This is a genomic window from Kribbella yunnanensis, from assembly GCF_039529655.1.
Taxonomy (GTDB): Bacteria; Actinomycetota; Actinomycetes; order Propionibacteriales; family Kribbellaceae; genus Kribbella; species Kribbella yunnanensis.
Genome location: NZ_BAAANF010000018.1, coordinates 151,451 through 173,318 on the forward strand (window position 1 = coordinate 151,451; position 21,868 = coordinate 173,318).

General features: G+C 68.3%; 20 protein-coding genes. 8 read left to right on the forward strand and 12 right to left on the reverse strand.

All coding sequences use genetic code 11. The features are described 5' to 3' along the window. Positions 1 to 3 precede the first annotated feature (3 nt). Positions 4 to 837, forward strand: a complete 834-nt coding sequence (gene fdhD / locus ABD231_RS28325; protein WP_344158514.1) for a formate dehydrogenase accessory sulfurtransferase FdhD — start codon at positions 4 to 6, stop codon at positions 835 to 837. Here fdhD and ABD231_RS28330 read toward each other — a convergent pair. Continuing rightward, positions 821 to 3,586 (reverse strand): AAA family ATPase, encoded by a 2,766-nt coding sequence (locus tag ABD231_RS28330; protein ID WP_344158516.1) that lies wholly within the window; start codon positions 3,584 to 3,586, stop codon positions 821 to 823. The two genes, fdhD and ABD231_RS28330, sit on opposite strands and share 17 nt — an antisense overlap. Then, positions 3,583 to 4,713 carry a metallophosphoesterase family protein gene (locus ABD231_RS28335; protein ID WP_344158518.1) on the reverse strand — a complete coding sequence of 377 codons (1,131 nt, stop codon included), beginning with the start codon at positions 4,711 to 4,713 and terminating at the stop codon, positions 3,583 to 3,585. The genes ABD231_RS28330 and ABD231_RS28335 overlap by 4 nt, the downstream gene beginning before the upstream one ends. A gap of 749 nt (positions 4,714 to 5,462) precedes the next feature. Here ABD231_RS28335 and ABD231_RS28340 point away from each other — a divergent pair. Continuing rightward, positions 5,463 to 6,008: a GNAT family N-acetyltransferase gene (locus ABD231_RS28340; protein WP_344158520.1), complete on the forward strand. Its 546-nt coding sequence runs from the start codon at positions 5,463 to 5,465 to the stop codon at positions 6,006 to 6,008. Next, a complete protein-coding gene (locus tag ABD231_RS28345; protein WP_344158522.1) occupies positions 6,001 to 6,498 on the forward strand; it encodes a phosphatase domain-containing protein in 498 nt (165 codons plus the stop codon). The genes ABD231_RS28340 and ABD231_RS28345 overlap by 8 nt, the downstream gene beginning before the upstream one ends. A gap of 3 nt (positions 6,499 to 6,501) precedes the next feature. On the opposite strand, the gene ABD231_RS28350 is transcribed toward ABD231_RS28345, so the two are convergent. Genes ABD231_RS28350 through ABD231_RS28370 form a run of 5 tightly spaced genes read right to left on the reverse strand, consistent with a single transcriptional unit; the run spans position 6,502 to position 12,077 of the window. Then, entirely contained in the window at positions 6,502 to 8,181 is a 1,680-nt protein-coding gene (locus tag ABD231_RS28350) for an ABC transporter substrate-binding protein (protein ID WP_344158524.1), read from the reverse strand. A gap of 6 nt (positions 8,182 to 8,187) precedes the next feature. Then, the gene (locus tag ABD231_RS28355; RefSeq protein WP_344158526.1) at positions 8,188 to 9,162 is read right to left on the reverse strand and encodes an ABC transporter ATP-binding protein; all 975 of its coding nucleotides are present in this window, start codon (positions 9,160 to 9,162) and stop codon (positions 8,188 to 8,190) included. Next, positions 9,159 to 10,157 carry an ABC transporter ATP-binding protein gene (locus ABD231_RS28360; RefSeq protein ID WP_344158528.1) on the reverse strand — a complete coding sequence of 333 codons (999 nt, stop codon included), beginning with the start codon at positions 10,155 to 10,157 and terminating at the stop codon, positions 9,159 to 9,161. Before ABD231_RS28360 ends, ABD231_RS28355 begins: the two co-directional genes overlap by 4 nt. Next, positions 10,150 to 11,148, reverse strand: a complete 999-nt coding sequence (locus ABD231_RS28365) for an ABC transporter permease (protein ID WP_344158530.1) — start codon at positions 11,146 to 11,148, stop codon at positions 10,150 to 10,152. The genes ABD231_RS28360 and ABD231_RS28365 overlap by 8 nt, the downstream gene beginning before the upstream one ends. Next, on the reverse strand, positions 11,148 to 12,077 hold the full coding sequence (locus tag ABD231_RS28370; protein ID WP_344158532.1) for an ABC transporter permease: 930 nt from the start codon (positions 12,075 to 12,077) through the stop codon (positions 11,148 to 11,150). The genes ABD231_RS28365 and ABD231_RS28370 overlap by 1 nt, the downstream gene beginning before the upstream one ends. A gap of 146 nt (positions 12,078 to 12,223) precedes the next feature. Between ABD231_RS28370 and ABD231_RS28375 the strand changes: the two genes are divergently transcribed. Continuing rightward, positions 12,224 to 13,084: an alpha/beta fold hydrolase gene (locus tag ABD231_RS28375; RefSeq protein WP_344158534.1), complete on the forward strand. Its 861-nt coding sequence runs from the start codon at positions 12,224 to 12,226 to the stop codon at positions 13,082 to 13,084. Between the two features lie 10 nt (positions 13,085 to 13,094). Continuing rightward, positions 13,095 to 14,093 (forward strand): TerC/Alx family metal homeostasis membrane protein, encoded by a 999-nt coding sequence (locus ABD231_RS28380; RefSeq protein ID WP_344158536.1) that lies wholly within the window; start codon positions 13,095 to 13,097, stop codon positions 14,091 to 14,093. Here the strand turns inward: ABD231_RS28380 and ABD231_RS28385 are convergent. Genes ABD231_RS28385 through ABD231_RS28395 form a run of 3 tightly spaced genes read right to left on the reverse strand, consistent with a single transcriptional unit; the run spans position 14,090 to position 15,952 of the window. Then, a complete protein-coding gene (locus ABD231_RS28385; protein WP_344158538.1) occupies positions 14,090 to 14,764 on the reverse strand; it encodes a hypothetical protein in 675 nt (224 codons plus the stop codon). The genes ABD231_RS28380 and ABD231_RS28385 overlap by 4 nt on opposite strands. A gap of 22 nt (positions 14,765 to 14,786) precedes the next feature. Continuing rightward, complete coding sequence (locus ABD231_RS28390; protein WP_344158540.1) at positions 14,787 to 15,443, reverse strand: hypothetical protein; 657 nt, start codon at positions 15,441 to 15,443, stop codon at positions 14,787 to 14,789. Then, the gene (locus tag ABD231_RS28395; RefSeq protein ID WP_344158542.1) at positions 15,440 to 15,952 is read right to left on the reverse strand and encodes an RNA polymerase sigma factor; all 513 of its coding nucleotides are present in this window, start codon (positions 15,950 to 15,952) and stop codon (positions 15,440 to 15,442) included. Before ABD231_RS28395 ends, ABD231_RS28390 begins: the two co-directional genes overlap by 4 nt. A 95-nt stretch (positions 15,953 to 16,047) precedes the next feature. On the opposite strand from ABD231_RS28395, the gene ABD231_RS28400 reads away from it, so the two are divergent. After that, positions 16,048 to 17,565, forward strand: coding sequence for a TldD/PmbA family protein (locus ABD231_RS28400; RefSeq protein ID WP_344158544.1), 1,518 nt, complete (start codon positions 16,048 to 16,050; stop codon positions 17,563 to 17,565). Further along, the gene (locus ABD231_RS28405; RefSeq protein ID WP_344158546.1) at positions 17,562 to 18,968 is read left to right on the forward strand and encodes a metallopeptidase TldD-related protein; all 1,407 of its coding nucleotides are present in this window, start codon (positions 17,562 to 17,564) and stop codon (positions 18,966 to 18,968) included. Before ABD231_RS28400 ends, ABD231_RS28405 begins: the two co-directional genes overlap by 4 nt. 53 nt (positions 18,969 to 19,021) lie before the next feature. On the opposite strand, the gene ABD231_RS28410 is transcribed toward ABD231_RS28405, so the two are convergent. Both ABD231_RS28410 and ABD231_RS28415 read right to left on the reverse strand, forming a co-directional pair. After that, on the reverse strand, positions 19,022 to 19,471 hold the full coding sequence (locus ABD231_RS28410; RefSeq protein ID WP_344158548.1) for a DUF805 domain-containing protein: 450 nt from the start codon (positions 19,469 to 19,471) through the stop codon (positions 19,022 to 19,024). Between the two features lie 96 nt (positions 19,472 to 19,567). Beyond that, complete coding sequence (locus ABD231_RS28415; protein ID WP_344158550.1) at positions 19,568 to 20,230, reverse strand: class I SAM-dependent methyltransferase; 663 nt, start codon at positions 20,228 to 20,230, stop codon at positions 19,568 to 19,570. A 122-nt stretch (positions 20,231 to 20,352) separates the two neighbouring features. On the opposite strand from ABD231_RS28415, the gene ABD231_RS28420 reads away from it, so the two are divergent. Further along, positions 20,353 to 21,846 carry a PfkB family carbohydrate kinase gene (locus ABD231_RS28420; RefSeq protein ID WP_344158552.1) on the forward strand — a complete coding sequence of 498 codons (1,494 nt, stop codon included), beginning with the start codon at positions 20,353 to 20,355 and terminating at the stop codon, positions 21,844 to 21,846. Positions 21,847 to 21,868: the final 22 nt, after the last annotated feature.

The following is a 21,868-nucleotide window of genomic DNA, read 5'->3' on the forward strand; positions in this document are numbered from 1 at the left end:
GGTATGACCAAAGCTCCGACCAGCCGGTTCAAGGTCGAGGTGCTCGACGGCGAGCGCACCTCGCGGCGTGAGGACGTCGTCGTCACCGAGGAGCCGCTCGAGCTCCGGCTCGAGTGGCCGGGCCGGCCGCCGGAGCCGCTGGTGGTGACGATGCGCACCCCGGGATCGGACTTCGAGCTGGCCGCCGGCTTCTGTCTCGGTGAGGGGTTCGCGGTCCGCCCGGGCGCGATCCGGACCGTTGCCTACTGCACCGACAACAAGCTGACCCGCGAGCAGCAGTTCAACACCGTCACGGTCACCTTCGACGGTCCGCCGGACCGCGAACCACCCCAGCGGTACGGCGTCACCTCGGCCGCCTGCGGGGTCTGCGGCCAGCAGTCCCTCGACGAACTCGCCGAGCGCGACTACGAGCCGGTCGACCCCGTCGAGGTCGACATCGACGTCGTACGGCGGCTGCCGGATCTGCTCCGCGAAGCTCAGCCCACGTTCTCCCGCACCGGCGGTCTGCACGCGGCCGGGCTGTTCACCGCGGACGGCCGCAAGATCGTCGTACGGGAGGATGTCGGCCGGCACAACGCCGTCGACAAGGTGGTCGGCTGGACCGTGCTGAACCAGCAACCGCGCCATGGCCTGGTGCTCGCGGTCAGCGGTCGCGTCGGGTACGAGATCGTGCAGAAGGCGGTCGCGGCCGGTCTCGGGATGATCGTCGCGGTCGGCGCGCCGTCGAGTCTGGCAGTGGATCTCGCGCGGCAGTTCGGCGTGACGGTGGCCGGGTTCGCCCGCGGAGAGCGGTGTGTGATCTACAGCAACCCGGAGCGGATCATCCGTCCAGCTTGATGAAGGTCGCCTTCGGGACGTACTCGTAGCGGTCCGGCATACAGGTCAGGATGATGACCTGCCCGTGATCCCCGGCCCGGCCGAGCAGCGCGCCCATGTCGCGCAGCCGGGCCTTGTCGGACCAGCCGAGTGCGTCGTCGAAGATCACCGGCACGCTGCCGTCACCGGTACTGACCAGGTGACTGATCGCGAGCCGGGTGATGATCGCGAGCTGCTCCTGCGCACCCGTCGACAACGCCTCGATCGGCAGCCGAACGCCGTCCAGCTCGCGCTCGGCGACCGCCAGGTCGTCATCCAGCCAGATCTTGAACGACGGCCCGTAAACACCCCGTCCCAGGGCCTCGATGCGCGTCTGCAGCGGCTCCGAGTACTTCGTCTGTGCAGCGGCCCGATGCCGCCCCAAAGTCTCGTAGACCCGCCGTGCTGCCTCGGCCCGCCGATGCAGACTCTCGTGCTCCGAACGAATCGCGGCCAGCTCCAACTCGGCCACATCCCGCCGAGTCGCCATCCCATCGCGCCCGGACTGCTCCAGCCGGCCCTCGGTCGTCCGCAACGCATCGCGCAGGGTGTCCCGCTCCCCCTGCATCCGCGTCGCGACCGCCAGCGCATCGGCCAGCTCACCGGCCACCTGATCCGCACCGGCCGCATCGGCCTGCTCCTGGACCGCGGTCAGCTCCTCCAGCACCGCCTCGACCTCAGCCGTCGCGTCGGTCTCAGCCGCTGCCACCGCCTCGTCGTCCAGCACCTTCCGAGCCGCTGCGAGCGCCTCGACCGCCGCCGCCAACCGCTCACCGGCGATCTCGGACCGCGCCCGCGCCTGCTGCGCCTCGGACCGATCCTCATCCGCAGCCTTCCGTGCCTGCGCCGCCGCGAACTCGGCCTCGGTCAGCAACCGCTCGACACCAGCCAGCTCGGTACGCGCATCATCCAGCTGGCGTTGCGCACCGGTCAGATCATCCGGCGGCGGAGCGGGCAGTTCGAAGTCGTCGAAGAGCGTGTCGAGCGGCGAGGCAAACTCCTCGAACAGCGACATCTGCCCAGGCACACCCTCAACGGCCGCCTGCTTCGAACCACTCTGCTCGCCCTCGTCCTCAGCACCGATCCCGAGCCGCGCGGTCAGCACCGCGATCCGCTCCCCCGGGTCGCCTGCCGACGTCAACGACTTCTCGGTACGACGAGCCTCCTGCAACTCAGCCGACGCCGTATCGGCCTTCCGCAACTGCTCACGCGCGGCCGCGACGTCCTTCACCCCGGCCTTCTTCAGCAACTCCTTCTCACGCCGTACCGCGTCATCGACGCGAGACCGCAGGGTCGCCGCCTCACCACCCGCGCGCACGGTGACCTCGACCTGCCCCGGTACGCCGACGACCAGCTCACCCGAGACCAGCAGCTCGGCCGTCTCGTCGAACCCGAGCTCCTTCGGCATCCGTTTGGTGCCGGCCTCAACGCCCTTGCCCGACAACTCGACCGGCTCCGCGCCAAGCCGCCGTACGACGACCTCCGGTACGCCGGCCGCCAGCGCCGCGCGCGCCTCGACCACCGCGGCGCGGGCGTCCTCGAGCGCCGCGAACAACCCGTCGTCGACCTTGATCTTGTCCAGGATCGCCGCGGCCGTCACGATCCGGGCCCGAACGTCGATCAGCTCGGTCTGCTGCCCGACCAACCGCTCCAGCTCGGCCTGATCCACCAGCTGACTGACCCGCCGCTCGGCGTCCTGCACGTCGGTCCGGCGGAGATCCTTGAGCTCGATCACCTCCGCCAGCGCCGCCTCGGCCGCCTGCACGGTCTCGGCCGCGGCCTTGGCGACCGTGTCCGCATCGGTACGGCGTTCCGCGAGCTCGGCGTCGATCTTGGTGAACCGCTCGACCTCGTCGAAGAGCCGTTCCCGCTCTTCCCGCGTGCGGGTGTGGTTCACCAACCGGGCGCGCGCGGTCTCGGCCTTCGAGCGAACGGTGTCGCGGCGAAGCAGGATCTCGTCGGTCGCCTGCTTGCGCTCGCGAACCTCCTCGACCGTGGTCAGGTGATCGCCCAGCCGACCATCAACGTCGGCCAGGTCGAGCGTCAACCGCTCGGCCCGGCGGATGTCCTGCTGGACCTCCTCCATCGCCTTCAACGCTTGCGCCGCCTGCAGCTCAGCCGCGGCGACCGCCTTCTCCGACTTCGCGTAGTCCCCGGTCGCCCGGCCACCGCGAGTCCAGTACCGCAAGTACTCGTGCTCGACCGCGCTCACCAACGGCATCGACGCGCCATCGACCGGCGTACCGGACTCGGCAGTGACGGCCGTGATCAGCGGCTCGGCATCAGCCGGGGTCGGCAGCACAAGCGACTGACCCTGGCTGACCATCAACGTCTGCCACAGCACCGGATCGACGTACTCATGGAACAGCCGCTCGGCCTCGTTATGCGCCTCGCGCCCGGTCCACGCCGTACGGCGTCCGTCGGCCTCGACGACGGCCAGCTCGGTCGAGCGGTTCTTCAACCAGCGTTTCGTGTAGGTCAGCTCGCGACCGCCCAGGGTCAGCTCGGCGGTCACCTCCGGCGCGACGTCCTGGCCGACCGGCTGGATGTCGCGGATCCGGGTCGACTTGGAATCGTCGGGCAGGTCGAAGATCAGCCCGAACGCCTCGACCAAACTGGACTTGCCGACCTCGTTGTCGCCGACCACAACCGTCGTACCGAGAGCGGGCAGCCGAACAGTACGGTCCTTGACGCCGCGGAAGTTCCGCAGCGTCAGAGAGTGCAGCCTCATCCCGCGTCCCGCGCCAATCGATGCATCAGCGAAAGCGCCGCACCCGCACTCTCGTCTCCACCGGCGAGGGCCTGGCGCAACTCCTCCATCGCTGCGCGCGCGGGACCGCTCAACTGCAACGCATCGAGATCCGCCGCATCCGGTGCCGGGCGGACTGTCCAGAACTTGGCCCACTTCTCGACGCTGGCGAACGCCTCACCCTGTACGTCGATCATCGTGTCGAGGCGGCTGAGCAGCGGGAGGCTCAGCGAGCCGTCGCCAGCCAGGCGGACGTAGGTCCGCTCCTTGTCGGGCAGTTCAGCGAACCAATCTTCGAGCGCTTTGAGCGACTCCTCGTCGAACAACTCGACGCGGTGATCCACCATGTGCCAGGCGCCGACGCGGATGGGCTCGACGTCGATAGCGCTCTGGCTGACTGTCACCTTCAGCACGTTGCCCGGGTCGGTCTCCTCCGGGGTTGTGACCTCTTGGGTGCCGGAGAACCAGATCCGGTCAGTGACCTTCGTCGTCGAGTGGCGGTCACCGAGGCCGACGTACTGGACCTTCTTCGTCGCTACTGCGGCCTCGAGGGCCGGCTGGTCGATGGGCGGTACCTCGGACATGCCGCCGCTCAGGCTGGTGAGCTGGCCGTGCACGAGGAGGATCCGCGTCGTACCCGGTGGTGCTGGTTCGAGGTCGGTGTAGGCGGCCGCTGCCGGGTCGGAGGTCGGTCGTCGCGACCGCCAGGGTGCGCCGACGACCTCGACTCCCGGGAGGATCTCGATCGGCGTCGTGTCGGTCAGCACTGTGACGTGGTCCGGTGCGTGCGCTTGCCACTGGCTCGAGGTCCACAGCGAGCCGGGCTCGAGGGCGTCGTGGTTCCCGGGGAGCAGCACCACCGGGACGGGGATCCGCTTCAGCGCTTCACAGGCCCGCAGGATCGTCTGCCGCTCGACCTGGTTGTGCTCGAACACGTCACCGGTGACCACCACGAACGCGGCACCGGTCTGCTCGGCAACCTCGCCGATCCGCGCGACAGCATCGAGCCGGGCCTGCCCCCACCGGGCCTGACCGTCCGGCCCCAGGAACCGGCGCAGCATTCCGAGCTGCCAGTCCGAACTGTGCAGAAACGTGATCGAGTCGTCCATTGCGCTGAGAACGCTAACCCGACCCCCCGAAATCCACCCAACCCAACACACCCCCAACCCCCATCCGCCCACACTCCGGACACCCAATTCAGGGCTGAGGTCGTGGTCGACGGGTGCAGGTGGCGAGCGCCGCACCCCGATCGCGGACCTGCCCCACTCACCAAACCCCATTCACGGCCTCCCCGAACGATGCGCTGAGCGTGAACCACACGACCGCCGGCAAGTTGGTGAGTGGTGGCGGTCCGCCCCTCACTCCCGGAGCAGGGCTCCACCGGCTGAGCCCACCTACATGGCTGAGGTGGTCGCCCATGGCTGAGGTGGTCGCCGGGGCGCGGTGTCGGAGGGCCCGGTCGGGAGCAAGTTGGTGGTGCCGGCGGCGAGCCCCAACCGGCCGCCATCTGATGGGTGACCCACTCAGATTGTGGGTCCTGCACTCGCATGAGGGTGGAGAACCCACAAGCCGATGGGTGAACCCATCAAATGTGTTGGGGTGGAGGCGGGTGGTGAGCGATCGGACAGGCGATGGCTAACTCACCTCGCGGGGTGGCATGGCGGCCGCGTCGGCAACGACACGTAGTGCAGACCGCCGCCTTGACGGGCACCCGAACCACCCACCCACCAGTCAGCAGCGCCGGAATGGGCCGTGGGTGCTCAAGGTGAGGCACATGCTCGGCCTTGGGCACGGGTCGACCACGTGCAGGGGTGGGAAATGGTTGGTGGGGGCTCAAGGTGGGTGGGAGGGTGTCGGGGTGGAGACCGAGCGGCTGGTGTTGCGTCAGTTCACGTTCGATGATGTTGACCTGCTCACCGGGCTCGACTCCGACCCGGAGGTGATGCGGTTCCTGACCGGTCAGCCGACTCCGCGGGCGGAGATCACGACAGTCGTGCTGCCGGCGATCCTCAAGGTTTATGACGAGCACCCAGGGCTCGGGACGTTTGCAGCCCACGAGAAGGCCGGCGGTGCGTTCGTCGGCTGGTTCGGGCTGCAGCCGACCGGGGAACCGAGCACAGTCGACGTCGGCTACCGCCTGAACCGGGCCGCCTGGGGCAAGGGATACGCGACCGAAGGCACCAAGACGCTCATCGACTACGCGTTCAGACAACTCAAGATGGACCGAGTGATCGCCGACACCATGGCGGTCAATCACCGGTCGCGGGCGGTCATGCGCCGGAGCGGACTACGGTTCGTGCGGTTGTGGCATGAGCACTTCGACGACCCGCTGCCGGGGACCGAGTTCGGTGAGGTCGAGTACGCGCTCGACCGGCAAACCTGGGAAACTCAGCAGCGTGTCTGACGATCAACGCCCGTACGCCGTGCTCGACATCGACGCGACCTTGTCCGACACGAGTCGGCGGATCCACTATCTGGAGCGCAAGCCGAAGGACTGGGATTCGTTCTTCGCCGAGGCCAAGAACGACGCGGTGCTCGACGAAGGGCTGGCCGTCGCGACGACGCTCGCGGCCGATCACGAGATCGTCTACCTGACGGGCCGGCCCGAGCGGCTGCGGCGGGACACGCTGAAGTGGCTGAAGGACAACGGCTTCCCCGACGGCACGGTCTACATGCGCCGGAACGCCGACCGCCGTGCCGGCGCGCAGATGAAACTCGACCGGCTGAAGCGACTCTCGGAGGAGCGCAAAGTCGCCGTACTCGTCGACGATGACATCAAGGTGTGTGCGGTGGCCGAGAAGGCCGGGTACACGGTGATGAGGGCCGACTGGGGACTCGATGCCGAGACCCAGCCGACCCTCTTCGAGGCCCAGGAGAAAGAGGGCCGGACGTAGCTACTACTTGCTGAGGCCCAGGATCAGCGTGTTCGGGTAGGGCGGGTAGCTCGGCAGGTAGAAGTTCTGGACCTTGGAGCCGTGCAGGAACGCGTTGCGCGCGTACAGCAGCGGGACGAGCGGTGCGTCGTTCATGATCTGCTTGTCGAGGGCGCCCCAGGCCGCGGCTGCTTTGGCCTTGTCGGACTCGGCGGTGGCAGCGTTGATGGCGGCGTCGACCGTGGGGTTGGAGTAGCGGGAGATGTTGTACCCGCCGTTGCCGATCTCCGAGGTGGCGAACAGCGGCTGGATGTTGCCGATCGCGCTCGGGAAGTCGGGCAGCCAGCTGGAGACGGTGAGGTCATAGTCGGGCTTGTTGCCGGTGATCAGGTCGCTCAGTGGTTCGCTGTCGAGCGGCTTGATGTCGACGGTGATGCCGGCGCGCTTGAGGCCCTGCTGGATCGCCTGGGCGACCGGGAGGCCGGTGGCGTTGTCGGCGACCAGGGTCAGGCGCAGGTTGGTGACACCCGCGGCGGCCAGCAGCTGCTTGGCCTTGTCCGGATCACCGGCAGGCGGGGCCTCGTAGGTGTTGTACTTCGAGTAGCCCTCGATGCCGGGCGTGATCAGGGTCGAAGCGATCTCGCCGCCGAACTCCGGTCCGCCCTCGGCGACCTGGACGGCCTGCTTGTCGACGGCGTACTGGATCGCCTTGCGGACCTCGGGGTTGGACAGCGCGGGGCGCTTGTTGTTCATCGCGAGGTACTGCAGCGCGCCGGACGGCGAGGTGGCGACGCGGGCCTTGACGGCCGGGTTGCCGGTGACCGTCGGGATGAGTGCGGCCGGAACGCTGACGCCGGTCGCAGCCGCATTCTTGTCGTCGTTCGCGTCCTGGATCAGGCGCTGGTTGACGGTGTTGGCCTCGAGGCCCATCTGCCAGACGTAGGCGTCCGGGAGGCCGGTGCGGGCCTGGTCGCTGGCCTTGTCCCAGTTCGGGTTGCGCTCCAGTTCGAGCTTCGAGCCGGGCTGGTACGACTTCACCTGGTACGGACCGCTGGCCGCCGGCTTCTCGCCGTAGTGAGCCGGGTCGGTGTCGGCCTTCTTCGGGACCGGCGAGAAAGCCGGCATGCTGGCCACCCACGGCCAGTCGCCGAACGGCTTGTTCAGCTTGAAGATGATCGTGGTGTCGTCCGGCGTCTCCACCGACGCGAGCGCGCCGCCCTTGTAGGGACCGGTGTACTTGTCACCGCCGACCAGCAGCGACTTGTGGTAGCCGAGACCACCGGACAGCTCCGGCGCGAACGAGCGCTCGATGCCGTACTTGATGTCAGCGGCAACGATCGTCGAGCCGTCGGCGTACTTCAGGCCGGGCTTGAGCTTGTACGTCCAGGTCTTGCCGCCGTCGCTGACCTGACCGGTGTCGGTGGCCAGGTCCGGGACCAGCTCGGTCGGCTTGCCCGGGTCGGTCTTCCAGGCGGTCAGGCCGCGCAGGATCAGGTGGATCGCGCTCGTCCCGAGGTTCTGGCTCTTGGCCGGGTCGAAGCTGATCTCCTTGCTGGTGCTCAGGAACTGCAGCGTACCGCCCGCCTCGGCGGCCGCGGACGAGCCACCTCCACTCGGGGCGTCCTTGTTGTTGGCGTTGCAGGCGGTGGCCGCCAACGCCAGCACGGCCGCAACCGCGACCGCTCGGGTGATGTGTTTCATCATGTCCTCTCAGGAGGTGGGGGGTTCGGGGAAGTAGCAGGCGGCGCGATGCTCAGTGTGGCCCTGCACAAGCTCAAGGACAGGTCGTTCAGTCGCACAGATGTCTTCGGCCTTGTAACAGCGGGTCCGGAACGGGCAGCCCGACGGTGGGGAGATCGGTGTCGGTACGTCGCCGGTCAGCACGATGCGCTCGCGCGTCACACCCGGCTCAGGCACCGGCACTGCGGACAGCAGCGCCTTCGTGTACGGATGGGCCGGTGCCGCGTAGACCTGGTCGGACGGGCCCTCCTCGACGATCGTGCCGAGGTACATGACAGCCACCCGGCTCGCCACCTGCCGGACGACGGCCAGGTCGTGCGCCACGACGACGTACGAGAGACCGAGCTCGTCGCGCAGGTCAGCGAGCAGGTTCAACACCTGAGCCTGGACGGAGACGTCGAGCGCCGAGACGGGTTCGTCGCAGATCAATAGGTCGGGGCTGACCGCGAGCGCTCGGGCAATCCCGATCCGCTGCCGTTGCCCGCCGGAGAACTCATGCGGGTACCGCTCCAGGTGCTCCTCGGACAGACCGACCTTCTGCAGCAGCTCGATCAGCTGACCCCGGGTCGGCCGGGTCCCCTGCGCGCGGAACGGCGTACTGAGAATGGTGCCGACCGACTGCCGCGGGTTCAGCGAGGCCTGTGGGTCCTGGAAGACCATCTGGACCGTACGGCGAACCGGTCGCAACCGCCGGCCGCGGAACCGGGTGACGTCCTTGCCGCCGATCTCCACCCGGCCCGATGTCGGATCCAGCAACCTGGTCGCGACCCGCGCCAGCGTCGACTTCCCCGAACCGGACTCGCCGACCAAGCCGACCGTTTCGCCCTTACGCACAACGAAGTTGACGCCATCGACGGCCTTCACCGTCTGGGATTCGCGCCACGGCGCACCGCGCAACCCGAAGTGCTTCCGGACCCCATCGAGCCGCAACAACTCCTCGGTCATGACACCACCTCCGGCCGCCGACCGAGATGGCACGCGGCCTCGTGATCGCCCTCACCGGGGCGCGGCGTGAGCTCCGGCCGCTCGGTGATGCAGCGCTCACCGACCCGCTCGGTGTAGGCACACCGCGGCTGGAACGGGCACCCGGTGGTGATCGATCCAGGCGACGGCGGTGAACCGGGAATCGTGACCAGCCGTGGCTGAGGCGGTACGTCGATCCGCGGCATCGCACCGAGCAGTCCAAGCGAGTACGGGTGCGCAGCCCGGTAGAACAAGTCCCGGACCGAACCCCGCTCGGCCGCGCGACCGGCGTACATGACCAGTACGTCGTCCGCCACCTCGGCGACCACTCCGAGGTCGTGCGAGATCAGCACGAGCGCCGTACCGAACTCTGCCTGGACGTCGGACAGCAGCTGCATGATCTGCGCCTGCACGGTGACGTCGAGGGCCGTGGTCGGCTCGTCGGCGATCAGCACGCGCGGGTTGTTCACCAGAGCCATAGCAATCACGACCCGCTGCCGCATTCCCCCGGAGAACTCGTGCGGGTAGCTCTTCGCCCGCCGCGCGGCGTCCGGGATGCCGACCTTGTCGAGCAGCTCGATGGCCCGCTGGAACGCAGCCTTCTTCGAGACGTCGTGGTGCAGCCGGTACGCCTCGGCGACCTGCCAGCCGACGGTGTAGTACGGATTCAAGGCGGACAACGCGTCCTGGAAGACCAGCGCGATGTCGTTGCCGCGGATCTTGCGCAGCTCGTCGGCGGGCAGGCCGACCAGCTCGCGGCCGTCCAGCAGCACCTCGCCCTTCACCTCGGCATTCGACGGCAAGATGCCCATCACGGCCGCCGAGCTGACACTCTTCCCCGAACCGGACTCGCCGACGATCGCCAGCGTCTGCCCGGCAGCGACCGAGAAGTCGATGCCGTCGACAGCAGGGACCAGGCCGCCTTCGGTGTCGAAGGTGACGCGCAGGTCGTGAACTTCCAGCACTGGCTCAGCCATGACTCACCCTCGGGTCGAGTGCTCCGTGCACTATGTCCACCACCAGGTTCGCGACGATGATCAGGAACGCCGAGAACAGCGTGACCCCGACGACCACCGCGACGTCCAGCTGCCCGACCGCGCTGATCAGCAACTCACCGAGCCCCTGCATGCTGAACACCTTCTCGGTCAGGATCGCGCCGCCGAGCAGACCGCCGAGGTCCAGCCCGAACAGCGTCACGATCGGCACGAGCGCACCACGCAGACCATGTGTCACCACGACGCGCGCCTCGCCGGCACCCTTCGCGCGCGCGGTGGTGATGTGGTCGAGGTTCAGCTCCTCGAGCATCTGCGCCCGGGTCAATCTGATGTACGACGCCGCCTGCAGCACCGCGAGGACGAGCCAGGGAGTGACCAGGTGCCAGGCCCAGTCGACCGGGCTATCCGTCAGTGGAACATAACCGCTCACCGGGACCATGTTCAGCCAGAATCCGAAGACCAGGATCGCCAGCAGACCCAGCAGGAACGACGGCGTCGACACACCGATCAATGCCACCCCGACGGCCAACCGGTCGAGCGGGCGGCCCCGGTTGAGGGCGGCGATCACGCCGAGCGAGACGCCGATGAGCAACCACAGTACGGCGGCTCCGAGCGCGATCGACGCAGTCACCGGCAACCGGTCCATGATCAGCGTGCTGACCGGGCGTGCCAACGGGAACGAGTACCCGAAGCAGGGTGCATTGCACTGCACGGCCGCCGCGCCGTCGCCGTACGTGCGACCGGCGAAGATACCCTTCAGGAAGTTCAGGTACTGCTGGATCGTGCTCTGATCCAGCTGCATGAAATGACGCGCCTGCTCGAGACGATCCGGCGTACAGGGCTTGCCGCACACGAGGTGAGCCGGGTCGGCGGGGATCGCGTAGAAGACGAAGTAGACGGCGAGGCTGAGCGCGAGCATGACGAGCAGCGCGGCGAACAAGCGGCGGATGACGAACCACACGATGTCGGGCATCAGTGCGTCCTCCGCAGCCGTACGTCGAACGCGTCGCGAACGCCGTCACCGAGCAGCGTGAAGCCCAGTACGGCGACGAACAGCGCGATCCCGGGGAAGACCATGAACCACGGATCGGTCCCGGTGTAGACCCAAGCGATCGAGTCGGAGATCGAGCGACCGAGACTCGGTGTCGGTGGTGGAACACCGACTCCGAGGAACGACAGCGCGGCCTCGGCGCCGATGTAGCCGGGGATCGACAAGGTCGCGATCACCAGCACCGGGCCGAGCAGGTTCGGCAGCAGTTCGCGGGTGATCACCCACCAGCCGGATGAGCCGACGCTACGGGCAGCCTCGACGAACTCGCGGGTGACCAGCGACCGCGCCTGCGCCCGGATCAGCCGCGCCAGCCCGGCCCAGCCGAAGACGCTGAGCACGCCGACCAGCAGCACTGTCCGCGGCACCTTGGCCGGCACGATGATGCCGAGGGCAATCATGAAGACGAGCTGTGGGAACCCGAACAGGAAGTCCAGCAACCGGGACAAGATCGCGTCGAACCAACCGCCGACGTACGCCGCGGTGATGCCGAGCAGGGTCCCGACCACGGTCGTGACCGCGGTGACCACGATCGCGATCACCAGCGACGTGCGCAGGCCGAGCACCACGATCGAGAACAAGTCCCGCCCGGTCAACGGCTCCACGCCGAACCAGTGCTCACCGCTGACCCCACCGAACGACCCTCGCGGCGCGTTGCCGCGGACCGGATCGAGCAGGTCGATGTGATAGGTGAACGCATCCTGCCCCGACAACTTGACCAGCAACGGCGACGCGGCCGCGACCACGATCAGCGCAACCACCAGTCCCAGACCGACTCGTGCACTCCGGTCCCGTCGTACCCGACGCAGCGCCTGCCTAGTAGGCGAGACGGCCCCGGCAACCGACGAACTCACACGCACTCCCGACGAGGTTGTTTTCGAACAGCCGACACAAGCTAGGCCGCATCCTCCCACCACGTCCGGCCCATCTTGAATCCTGAGAATCTCGACTCGATAACTCCGGATTCGTTTACCTCCCGTCGGCTGACTACTCTCCGCTCATGGAACTGCTCGAGTACAGCCTCTACGGTCCCACCGACGGTTTCCCGGTGATGTCGCTCGGCGGCTCCCCCAGCACCCGCTGGAAACGGCCGGAAGCGGTCGAAGACCTGGCGGCATCCGGTCTGCGGATCCTCATCCCTGACCGTCCCGGGTACGGCGGTTCGCCGCGTCGGCCGGGTCGTACGGTCGCCGACGGGGCAAGTGATGTGGCGCGGCTGGCTGATGCGCTCGGGTGGACGACGTTCGCCGTCATCGGCGGTTCCGGCGGCGGGCCGCACGCGCTCGCGTGTGCCGCACTGCTGCCTGATCGGGTCACCTGCTGTGCCGTGGTCGGCGGGATCGCCCCGCTGACCGCCGACGGTCCCGAGCCGACCGAGGACGACGAAGCGGCCGATCCGCGACGGAGCCTGACGGCGTGGCTCGCCGTACACGACCCTGCTAGGTTCCGCGCGCGGTTCGCGGCGGGGGCCGAACAGATCATGGCGTCGGTCGCGGCCGGCGGGCCGGAGTTTCCGCCCGCGCCGGGCTCGCCGCCGGGGCCGCCCGCGCGCGATGACGCCGCCGCGATGGCCCGCCTGACCGCAACGTTCGGTAGCGGCAGCGCCGACGGCTGTCTCGACGACAACGTCGCGTTCGCCACGCCCTGGGGATTCGAGCTGGCCGACGTCCGGGTGCCGACGACCATCTGGCACGGCACCGCCGATGCGCGAGCCGGCCGGCATGCCGTGCTGCTGACCGAGGCGATCCCGGCCGCCGAATCCATCCAGTACGACGGCGGCCACGTGCCGCCGTCCGCGGCATACCGGGAAATTCTCGAATGGTTGCGCGGCGCAACGAACGGGGCTGGTGCGGGTCGGTAGGCTCGGCACCATGCTCGAGCTCAGTGGGACGACATGGGCGATCACGATTGGACTGATCGTCGTACTGCTTGCCGTGGATCTGCTGCTCGCGGCGATCCGGCCGCACCGGGTCGGGTTCAAGGAGGCGGCCGCCTGGTCGGTGTTCTACGTCGCGGTCGCGATCGCCTTCGGCCTGTGGTTCATGAGCCAGTACGGCGGTGACTTCGGCGCGCAGTACTTCGCCGGCTACATCGTCGAGAAGAGTCTGTCGGTCGACAACCTGTTCGTCTTCGTCATCATCATGACCACGTTCGCCGTACCGGAGGAACACCAGCACAAGGTGCTCACCTTCGGCATCGTGCTCGCGCTGGTCATGCGGGCGGCGTTCATCGCGCTCGGCGCAACACTGCTGTCGCTGTTCTCGTTCATGTTCCTGATCTTCGGGCTGCTGCTGCTCTACACCGCGGTCCAGCTGTTCCGGCACCGCGACGAAGACCCCGACGTCGAGAACAACGTGATCGTGAAGACCGCCCGCCGCGTCCTCCCGGTCAGCGAGGAGTACGTCGGCGGCAAGCTGACCGCCCGCATCGACGGCCGCAAGGTGGTCACCCCACTGTTCGTCGTACTGGTCGCCATCGGCGGCGTCGACCTGCTCTTCGCCCTCGACTCGATCCCGGCCGTGTTCGGGGTCACCGACGAGGCCTACATCGTCTTCGCCGCGAACGCCTTTGCCCTACTCGGTTTGCGAGCGTTGTTCTTCCTGGTCAAGGGCCTGCTCGACCGTCTCGTGTACCTGTCGGCCGGCCTCGCGATCATCCTCGCCTTCATCGGCGTCAAACTCATCCTGCACTGGGGCCACGTGGACATCCACGAGTCCATCCCCGAGGTCTCCACCCCGGTCAGCCTCGGCGTCATCATCGGCATCCTGGTGATCGTGGTCGTCGCGAGCCTGCTGAAGACCCGCAACGACCCGACCGCCGTCGCCCACGCAGGATCGCTGACCGGCCAGCGCAAGACGACCGAGGACTAGTCGGCGTCGACCAGGTCCCACTGGCGTTGGCGGAGGAAGCGGGTTGCTGCCCAGGTGATCAGCGCGCCTAGGAGTGCGCCGGGTAGGAGCCAGCGCCAGCCGGTGAAGAAGTCTGACGTGGCGGCGGACTGAGTCGAGGCGGGCGCTTCGGTGGTGGTGGGCAGCTCGGTGGCGGCGGGAGGTTGGGCCTCCGGTTGGCGTTGGGGGACGGCGGTGGGGCCGCCGGAGGTCTGCTCGCCGTTGCGGAGGCCGGGGAGGAGTTTGAGGCTGCTGAGGAGTTTGACCAGGGCGACCGGGTCGGTGGCGCGGTGCCAGGTCGGGTGGGTGGGGGCGCTGGCTTCGTCGGTGATTTCGGTGGTGGCGATCCAGGGGCCGCCGGGCGCGTCGGGGTAGATGATGTCGCGACGCCAGACAGACATGTCGTGGATGAGCCAGGTGAGGCGGACGAACGAGCCGAGGTCGTGTTGTTCCTGATCGGGACCGCCTCGTGCTCCGTTGGCGTTCGTGAGCTTCTGGAGCTCGGTGTACTCCGGGTCTTCGTAGCCGAAGGCGATCACTTGTGGCGGGGCGCTGAGCAGCACGCTGGTGGGACCGCCCGCGTTGGCGGCGGGTGTGGCCATGGTGAGCAGCAACAGCACAACAGCTGGCAGGGCGAGCAACCGTCTGATCATGAACCGGATACACCGCCGGCGGTCAGGAGGTTCCGGCCGCCAGCCGGATGGCATCCGCCTTATCCGCGGTCTCGAGTCGGTAGGTGACACCACTGCGCTCCCACACCAGCGTAGGGCCGGCAATCCGGACGATGCGCTTGTCCACCAGCACCAGCTCGTGTGGCGTGCCGAACCAGTAGCCCTCGACCGCCGGCACGTACTCGAGCGCGGTGTAGTTCTTCTTCCAATACACCGGATCCACCGTCGACCGGAACTGCTCCAGCCGCACCCCGTCCCACCCGAGCGCGACAAAGCCCGGCGACGCCTCGACACCCTTCGGGGTCCCCAGCTCACGCGGAAGTGCCGGAGTGAAACCAGCAACCCGCGCAGCCTCCTCCAGGGACATGCGCCCTGGCACCCCAGGCACCGGAGGCGCCGTACTGGGTCCTGTGCCGACCGGGTGCGCCTCCACTCCCCCGATCCGCAGCCACTCGGCCACAGTCGCCCGCACCGGCGGCGTGAGCGCCAGACCGGCCAGCAGTACGCACAGTCCGGCCAGGAAGGCCCGCCACCGGTCCCGCAACCGCCGACGCACCGGTACGGCGGCCACTCGCGTCAGCACTGCAGCAGTCAGCTCAGGGTCGACCGGAGGTACCACAGCCGAGCGCCCCAACGCCCGCAGCTCGTCATCCAGGTTCATGGCCGTACCTCCTTCCTGAGTCGCTCCAAAGCCCGATGCAGCCGCGACTTGACCGTCCCCCGTGGCCAGCCGAGCACGACAGCCGTCTCCTGCTCATCCAGCTCCAGCAAGTATCGGCACGTGACCACCAGCCGCTGCGGCTCTGGAAGAGCCCGTACGGCGCTCAGCAGCTCAGCCCGCCGTTCCAGCGACACCGTCTCGTCAGCCGGATCCAGTACGACGTCCAGCGGCGCAGCGATCTCTTCCCGACGACTCCGACGACTCCGCGACCGCAAACAGTTCCGCGTCTCATTGGCGACGATCCGCAGCAGCCACGGCCGGAACGCGGCCTCGCTCCGGAAACCACCCAGCGCCCGGTACGCCTTCACGAACGCCTCCTGCACCACGTCGTCGGCATCCGCACCGGCCCCGAGGAAGACCGCCGTACGTTTGGCGATCGGGGCATGCCGCAGCACCAGCTCGCCGTACGCGGCGGAATCCCCACCACGCGCCCGAGCCAGAATCGCCACTTCATCCAGATCGCTGATACAACCTCCTGACACCTTCAGGTCATTGTCACTACACCGCAGCCGGTCTGTCGGTTCCGCTGTATAGGGTCGGTTTCGTGCCAGACATCGATGAGACCTTCCTTGCCCTTCCCCGGCATGAGCTCGCGGAGGCCGCTCTGCAGCGCGCGCGGGACCTCGGGGCCACCTTCGCCGAGTTCCGCCTGGAGCGGATCCGGTCGGAGTCGATCGCGCTCCGCGACAGTGTGCTGGAGAGTGCGAGCGACGGCGAGGACCTCGGTCTCGCGGTGCGGGTCGTGCATGAAGGCACCTGGGGTTTCGCGGCCGGGGTGGCGCTGACGACCGACGAGGTGGTGCAGGTCGCCGAGCAGGCCGTGCACATGGCGCAGGTGTCGCGGCCGATCAACGCCGAGACGATCGAGCTCGCCGACGAGCCGGTGTACGACGACGTCACCTGGATCTCGTCGTACGAGATCGACCCGTTCAGCGTGCCGCGGACCGAGAAGGTCGCGCTGCTCACCGACTACAGCGACCGGCTGCTCAAGGCGGACGGCGTCGCGCACGTGAGTGTGCATGTCGCCTCGGTCCACGAGTGCAAGTTCTACGCGAACACCGAAGGCACGTCGTACACGCAGCAGCGGGTGCGGATCGGACCGGACATCACCGCGTACGCCGTGGATGCCGAGACCGGGCGGTTCGATTCGATGACGAGCTGCGCGCCGCCGGCCGGGCGCGGCTGGGAGTACCTGACCGGCACCGGCTGGGACTGGGACGACGAGCTCGCGCAGATCCCGGGCTGGCTGGCCGAGAAGATGGTCGCGCCGAGTGTCGAGGCCGGGGTGTACGACCTGGTCATCGACCCGACCAACCTGTGGCTGACGATCCACGAGTCGATCGGCCACGCCACCGAGCTGGACCGCGCGCTGGGCTACGAGGCCAACTACGCCGGCACGAGCTTCGCGACCACCGACAAACTCGGCAATCTCAAGTACGGCTCGCCGATCATGCACGTCACCGGTGACCGGACCGCCGAGCACGGCCTGTCCACGGTCGGGTACGACGACGAAGGGGTCGCCGGCCAGCAGTGGGATCTGGTCAAGGACGGCGTACTGGTCGGCTATCAGGTCGACCGCCGGATGGCGAAGGTGAACGAGGAACTCCTCGGCACCGCCCGCTCGAACGGTTGCGCGTACGCCGATTCGTCCGGCCACATCCCGATCCAGCGGATGGCCAACGTGTCGCTGCAGCCCGCGGAAGGCGGCCCCTCGACCGAGGAGCTGATCAGCCGGGTGGAGAACGGGATCTACATCGTCGGCGACAAGTCCTGGTCGATCGACATGCAGCGGTACAACTTCCAGTTCACCGGGCAGCGGTTCTACAAGATCACCAACGGCAAGCTGGACGGTCAGCTTCGCGATATCGCCTACCAGGCCACCACGACCGACTTCTGGGGCTCGATGGAGGCCGTCGGCGGCCCGGAGACCTACGTCCTGCACGGCGCGCTGAACTGCGGCAAGGCGCAGCCCGCGCAGTCCGGTGCGGTCAGTCATGGTTGCCCGTCCGCCCTGTTCCGGGGCGTCCGCATTCTCAACACCACGCAGGAGGCCGGCCGGTGACCGCCATTCAGCTCACCCCGCAGGACACCGTCGAGCGCGGGCTCGCGCTCGCCGCGGCCGAGGGCGCCGACGGCTGCGTGGTCATCGTCGCCGAGACCTCCAGCGCAAACCTGCGCTGGGCCAACAACACCCTGACAACGAACGGCGCGATGCGCGGCTCGGACGTCACCGTGATCGCCACGGTCGGTGCCGGTGAAGGCACTGCGACCGGCGTGGTTCGCCGTACGGCGGTCACCGACGAATCGCTGCGTCAGCAGGTCTCGGCCGCGGTCGCGACCGCCCGGGCCGCCACACCGGCCGAGGACGCGCGACCGCTGGTCGACGGCACCACCAGCCCGGACTGGGACGACGAGCCGGAGGAAACCTCGGTCACCGTCTACGAGAAGTTCGCCCCGGCACTCGGCGAGACCCTGCGACGGGCCACCAGCGAGAGCCGCTGGCTCTACGGATTCGCCGACCACGAGGTCATCACCCTGTACGTCGGTTCGTCGGCCGGGCTCCGGCTTCGTCAGTCCCTGCCGCGCGGTTTCGTCAGCTCCACCGGCAAGTCCGGCGACCTGAGCCAGTCCGCGTGGGCCGGTGCGGCGACCCGCGACTTCACCGACATCGACCCGCTGGCACTCGACGCCGAGCTCACTCGGCGACTGGGCTGGGCATCGAGGACAGTTGCCGTCGACCCCGGTCGCCACGCAACCGTTCTGCCGCCGGCCGCGGTGGCCGACCTGACGACGTACCTGTTCTGGCAGTTGGACGGCCGGCAGGCCTTCGAGGGTCGCAGTGTCTTCGCGAAGGCGTCCGGCGGCACCCGGGTCGGCGAGACGCTGTCGTCGAGGCCGGTCCAGTTGCGTTCGGATCCGAACCTGCCTGGTCTGGAAACCTTCCCGTTCGCGGTCGCCCGCTCGTCGGGTGCTTCGGAGAGCGTCTTCGACAACGGCCTCACGCTGTCCGCGACCGACTGGATCCGCGACGGCAAACTCGAAACGCTGATGACCAGTCGCCACACCGCCGACCTGATCGGCGCCGGCAACCCCGCTCCCCCGATCGACAACTACGTCCTCTCGGTCGACGGCGCCACCGGTACGACGGACGACCTCGTGGCCGGGGTCGAGCGCGGCCTGCTGCTGACCTGCCTCTGGTACATCCGGATGGTCGACCCGCAGACCTCACTCCTGACCGGCCTCACCCGGGACGGCGTCTACCTGATCGAGAACGGCGAGGTCACCGGGGCGGTCAACAACTTCCGCTTCAACGAGAGCCCGGTCGACCTCCTGTCCCGAATCGGCGCCGCCGGCGCGACCGTGCCGTCGTTCTCCCGCGAGTGGGGCGACGAGTTCTCCCGCACAGCCACTCCGCCGCTGCTCATCCCGGACTTCAACATGTCCAGCGTCAGCCAGGCCAGCTGACATAGGAAACGCCCCGCGAACCGTCACCTGGTTCGCGGGGCGTTGTGCTGCTGTCAGACCGTCGGATACCCCGGCTCGGCCGGACCACCCGGTCCACCGAACCCTTGGCCACGCTCGGCCGCCTTCGGGTCCGGACCGTACTGGTTGTCGCCGGCATCGCCTTCCTGGGCCTGCCAGACGATGAACCAGATCCACCCGATACAGGGGATCAGCCAGATCAGGACCCACCAGCCGCTGCGGTTCTTGTCGTGCATCCGCCGGACGGCGACCGCGATCGTCGGGATCAGCACGGCCAGGCCGAAGATGGTCTCCAGCCAGCCACCGCTGCGCACGGCGGTGCTGCCGCTGCCGCTCTTGAAGTCCAGCCCGAGGAGCTGGTCGAGGATCCCGAGGATGATCGAGATCACGAAGCTGATCAGGGCGAACATCCAGAACTCTTTGCGGCGAGCGCGACCACTGAACTGCGCGTACCGCTTGGTGATCACATCTGTGAACCAGTGCATTGCTGCTCTCCGATAGTGAGAAGGTGAGACGCGTCACAGCACGGTCACCCTTCGGTGATCACACTGCAACGTGGCGCGCCGTACTTCGAGCTAACTTCACCTTTTCGCGACCGTGACCCGCCACAGCCGGTGTGGTTTCGGGCCTTCGGTGTACGCCGTGGTGTCGACCTGCTCCCAACCGGCGGTCAGCTCGTCGAGGCGGGCGCGGTCGAAGAAGCGGCCGGCGAAACCGTCGTGGACGGACAGGCCGCCACCCAGGTCCTGCCAGTTCGCCGCACACGGGTCGTCGGCGGACCAGACGGCGTACACGAAGAGGCCGCCGGGGCGCAGGACGCGGTGGATCTCACCGACCAGGCCGCGCAGCTCGTCGGGGGTGAACGCCATGTTCAGCAGCAGGTTCGCGAAGACCGCGTTCACTGTGGCGTCGGCCGGTGGCAGTGGATCGCGGACGTCGTGCAGGGCGGCGGTGACGCGGTCGTCGAGACCTTCGCGTTGTGCCTGCTGCCGCAACTGGTCGAGCGCGGTCTCGCTGAAGTCGGTGGCATGGACGCTGAATCCCTGCCTGGCCAGGAAAAGTGCGTCGCGGCCGTGACCGGCACCGAGCTCGAGGACGTCATCGATGCCTGCGGCACCAAAAGTCTCCGCTGCTCGTTGCGCCGCCACCGACGGCTCCGCTCCGTGCAGTTGCGGCTGCCGCGCGTAAGCGGTCTCCCACCGTTCCTGCTGAGCCCGTGCGAGCTCGACGTGTCCAGTGTTCATGTGTTGCTCCCCGTGGTCGTCACACCGATCTGGACGATCGGCGGACCGCGCCAGCCTACCGTGCGAACCGACTGCGTTGGCCCGCATACTTGGTGCGACCAGATCCACGACCCGGGAGCGGTGTGACGAACCCCAGCGACAAGCTGCCGGCCGACGTGCTGCTGCTGACCAGCGTGCTGGAGAAGCTGCGCACGCACGACGGCCTGACTGTGGCCAGGCTCAGCGCCGGCCGCACCGGGATCGCGGCGCCGCTGCTCGAGCTGGCCGCGACCAGACAGCTGGCGAGCGCGCACGACCTCGATCCGGCGGCCGCTGCCTTCGACCTGGTCACCAGCTGTGTCCGCGACGACCTGCACGGCAGCAAACAACTCGTCGCCGACACCATCCTCGCGCTCGGCCTGTACGCCGACCTGTACCGCCGAGCCGGTCTTGACGAGCGCATCACCCGCGGTCTCTACAGCACCTCGCTCGGCCGCAGACGCGAGACCCTGCTGAACAACTGGCACCGCCTGCACGAATCCCTCGGGCACCGGGCCGGTGAAGCGCCGAGCGATCGTGCACTCCGCGGTACGACGGAACCCGCCGTACTGCGTGAGCTGGCGAACCAGCTGATCCGGCGCGACGTCTACTCGACCGACTCGCCGTCAACAGGACGGGTGATCGTGGTCGGCGGCGCGGTGATGGACGCGACCTTCCGGACCAAGGCGCTGCCGGAGCCGGAGACGTCGACCGAGGCGTTCGACTTCTACCTCTCCCCCGGCGGCAAGGGCCTCACTCAGGCGGTCGCGGCCGTCCGCCTCGGCCTGCAGACCTCGTTGATCGCCGCGGTCACCGACGACCCGTTCGGGACCGAGATCCTGCAGTACTTGCGCGACGAAGGTGTGGACACCTCACTGGTGAAGCGCGTTCGTGGCCGGCGGACGCCGTTCACCGGAGTCTTCGAGAAGGAGCTCGGCGACAGCATCGCTGTGAACTGGCGCAACCAGAGCGAGGTCTACCTGTCCACCGAGGACCTGGACGAACGGGCCGCCCAGATCGCCGGCTGCGACGCGCTATTGATGACGTTCGAGGTACCGCGCGAAACGATGCAGCACACGCTCGCGTTGGCCCACCGCTCGCCGGCCACCCGGCCGGTCGTGATCGTCACGCCCGGCCAGCCGTACGTCGGCGAACGGCTCTCGCCGGACACCTTCGCGCGCATCGACTACCTGGTCGCGCATGCCTGGGAGCTCGGCCATTTGGTTGCCGAAGGCACCGGTCCGTTCGACCCCGGTTCGGTCGCCCGGGACCTGGTCGCCGCCGGGGTCGGACACTTGTGCCTGCTGGTGAACGGCGGCTGCACGATCTATTCGGATCCCTCGGGCGACGTTCTCAGCGTGCCGACGATCCCGTCGATCTTCAAGGAGTCAGCGGCTGCCCGGGACGCGTTCTGTACGGCGCTCGCGGCCCGGCTGCTCGACAACCACGGCAAGTTCTCCGCGCAGGTCGCGTTGTGGGCGGCCGCGTCGATGTCCTGTGCGGTGGCCGGGTTCCCGCTGTCGGATTCGATGCCCGACCGCGCCCGGATCGAGGGGCTGCTGGCGCGCTCGCCGTTCGGCCTCACCGGCCAGTTGTAGCCGCCGGCTGCCAATTGGCAGC

What these genes read in the sequence shown, in the direction of transcription:
- fdhD (WP_344158514.1), top strand. Translation starts at nt 4, where the DNA reads ATGACCAAAGCTCCGACCAGCCGGTTCAAGGTCGAGGTGCTCGACGGC.
- ABD231_RS28330 (WP_344158516.1), bottom strand. Translation starts at nt 3,586, where the DNA reads ATGAGGCTGCACTCTCTGACGCTGCGGAACTTCCGCGGCGTCAAGGAC.
- ABD231_RS28335 (WP_344158518.1), bottom strand. Translation starts at nt 4,713, where the DNA reads ATGGACGACTCGATCACGTTTCTGCACAGTTCGGACTGGCAGCTCGGA.
- ABD231_RS28350 (WP_344158524.1), bottom strand. Translation starts at nt 8,181, where the DNA reads ATGATGAAACACATCACCCGAGCGGTCGCGGTTGCGGCCGTGCTGGCG.
- ABD231_RS28355 (WP_344158526.1), bottom strand. Translation starts at nt 9,162, where the DNA reads ATGACCGAGGAGTTGTTGCGGCTCGATGGGGTCCGGAAGCACTTCGGG.
- ABD231_RS28360 (WP_344158528.1), bottom strand. Translation starts at nt 10,157, where the DNA reads ATGGCTGAGCCAGTGCTGGAAGTTCACGACCTGCGCGTCACCTTCGAC.
- ABD231_RS28365 (WP_344158530.1), bottom strand. Translation starts at nt 11,148, where the DNA reads ATGCCCGACATCGTGTGGTTCGTCATCCGCCGCTTGTTCGCCGCGCTG.
- ABD231_RS28375 (WP_344158534.1), top strand. Translation starts at nt 12,224, where the DNA reads ATGGAACTGCTCGAGTACAGCCTCTACGGTCCCACCGACGGTTTCCCG.
- ABD231_RS28380 (WP_344158536.1), top strand. Translation starts at nt 13,095, where the DNA reads ATGCTCGAGCTCAGTGGGACGACATGGGCGATCACGATTGGACTGATC.
- ABD231_RS28385 (WP_344158538.1), bottom strand. Translation starts at nt 14,764, where the DNA reads ATGATCAGACGGTTGCTCGCCCTGCCAGCTGTTGTGCTGTTGCTGCTC.
- ABD231_RS28390 (WP_344158540.1), bottom strand. Translation starts at nt 15,443, where the DNA reads ATGAACCTGGATGACGAGCTGCGGGCGTTGGGGCGCTCGGCTGTGGTA.
- ABD231_RS28410 (WP_344158548.1), bottom strand. Translation starts at nt 19,471, where the DNA reads ATGCACTGGTTCACAGATGTGATCACCAAGCGGTACGCGCAGTTCAGT.
- ABD231_RS28415 (WP_344158550.1), bottom strand. Translation starts at nt 20,230, where the DNA reads ATGAACACTGGACACGTCGAGCTCGCACGGGCTCAGCAGGAACGGTGG.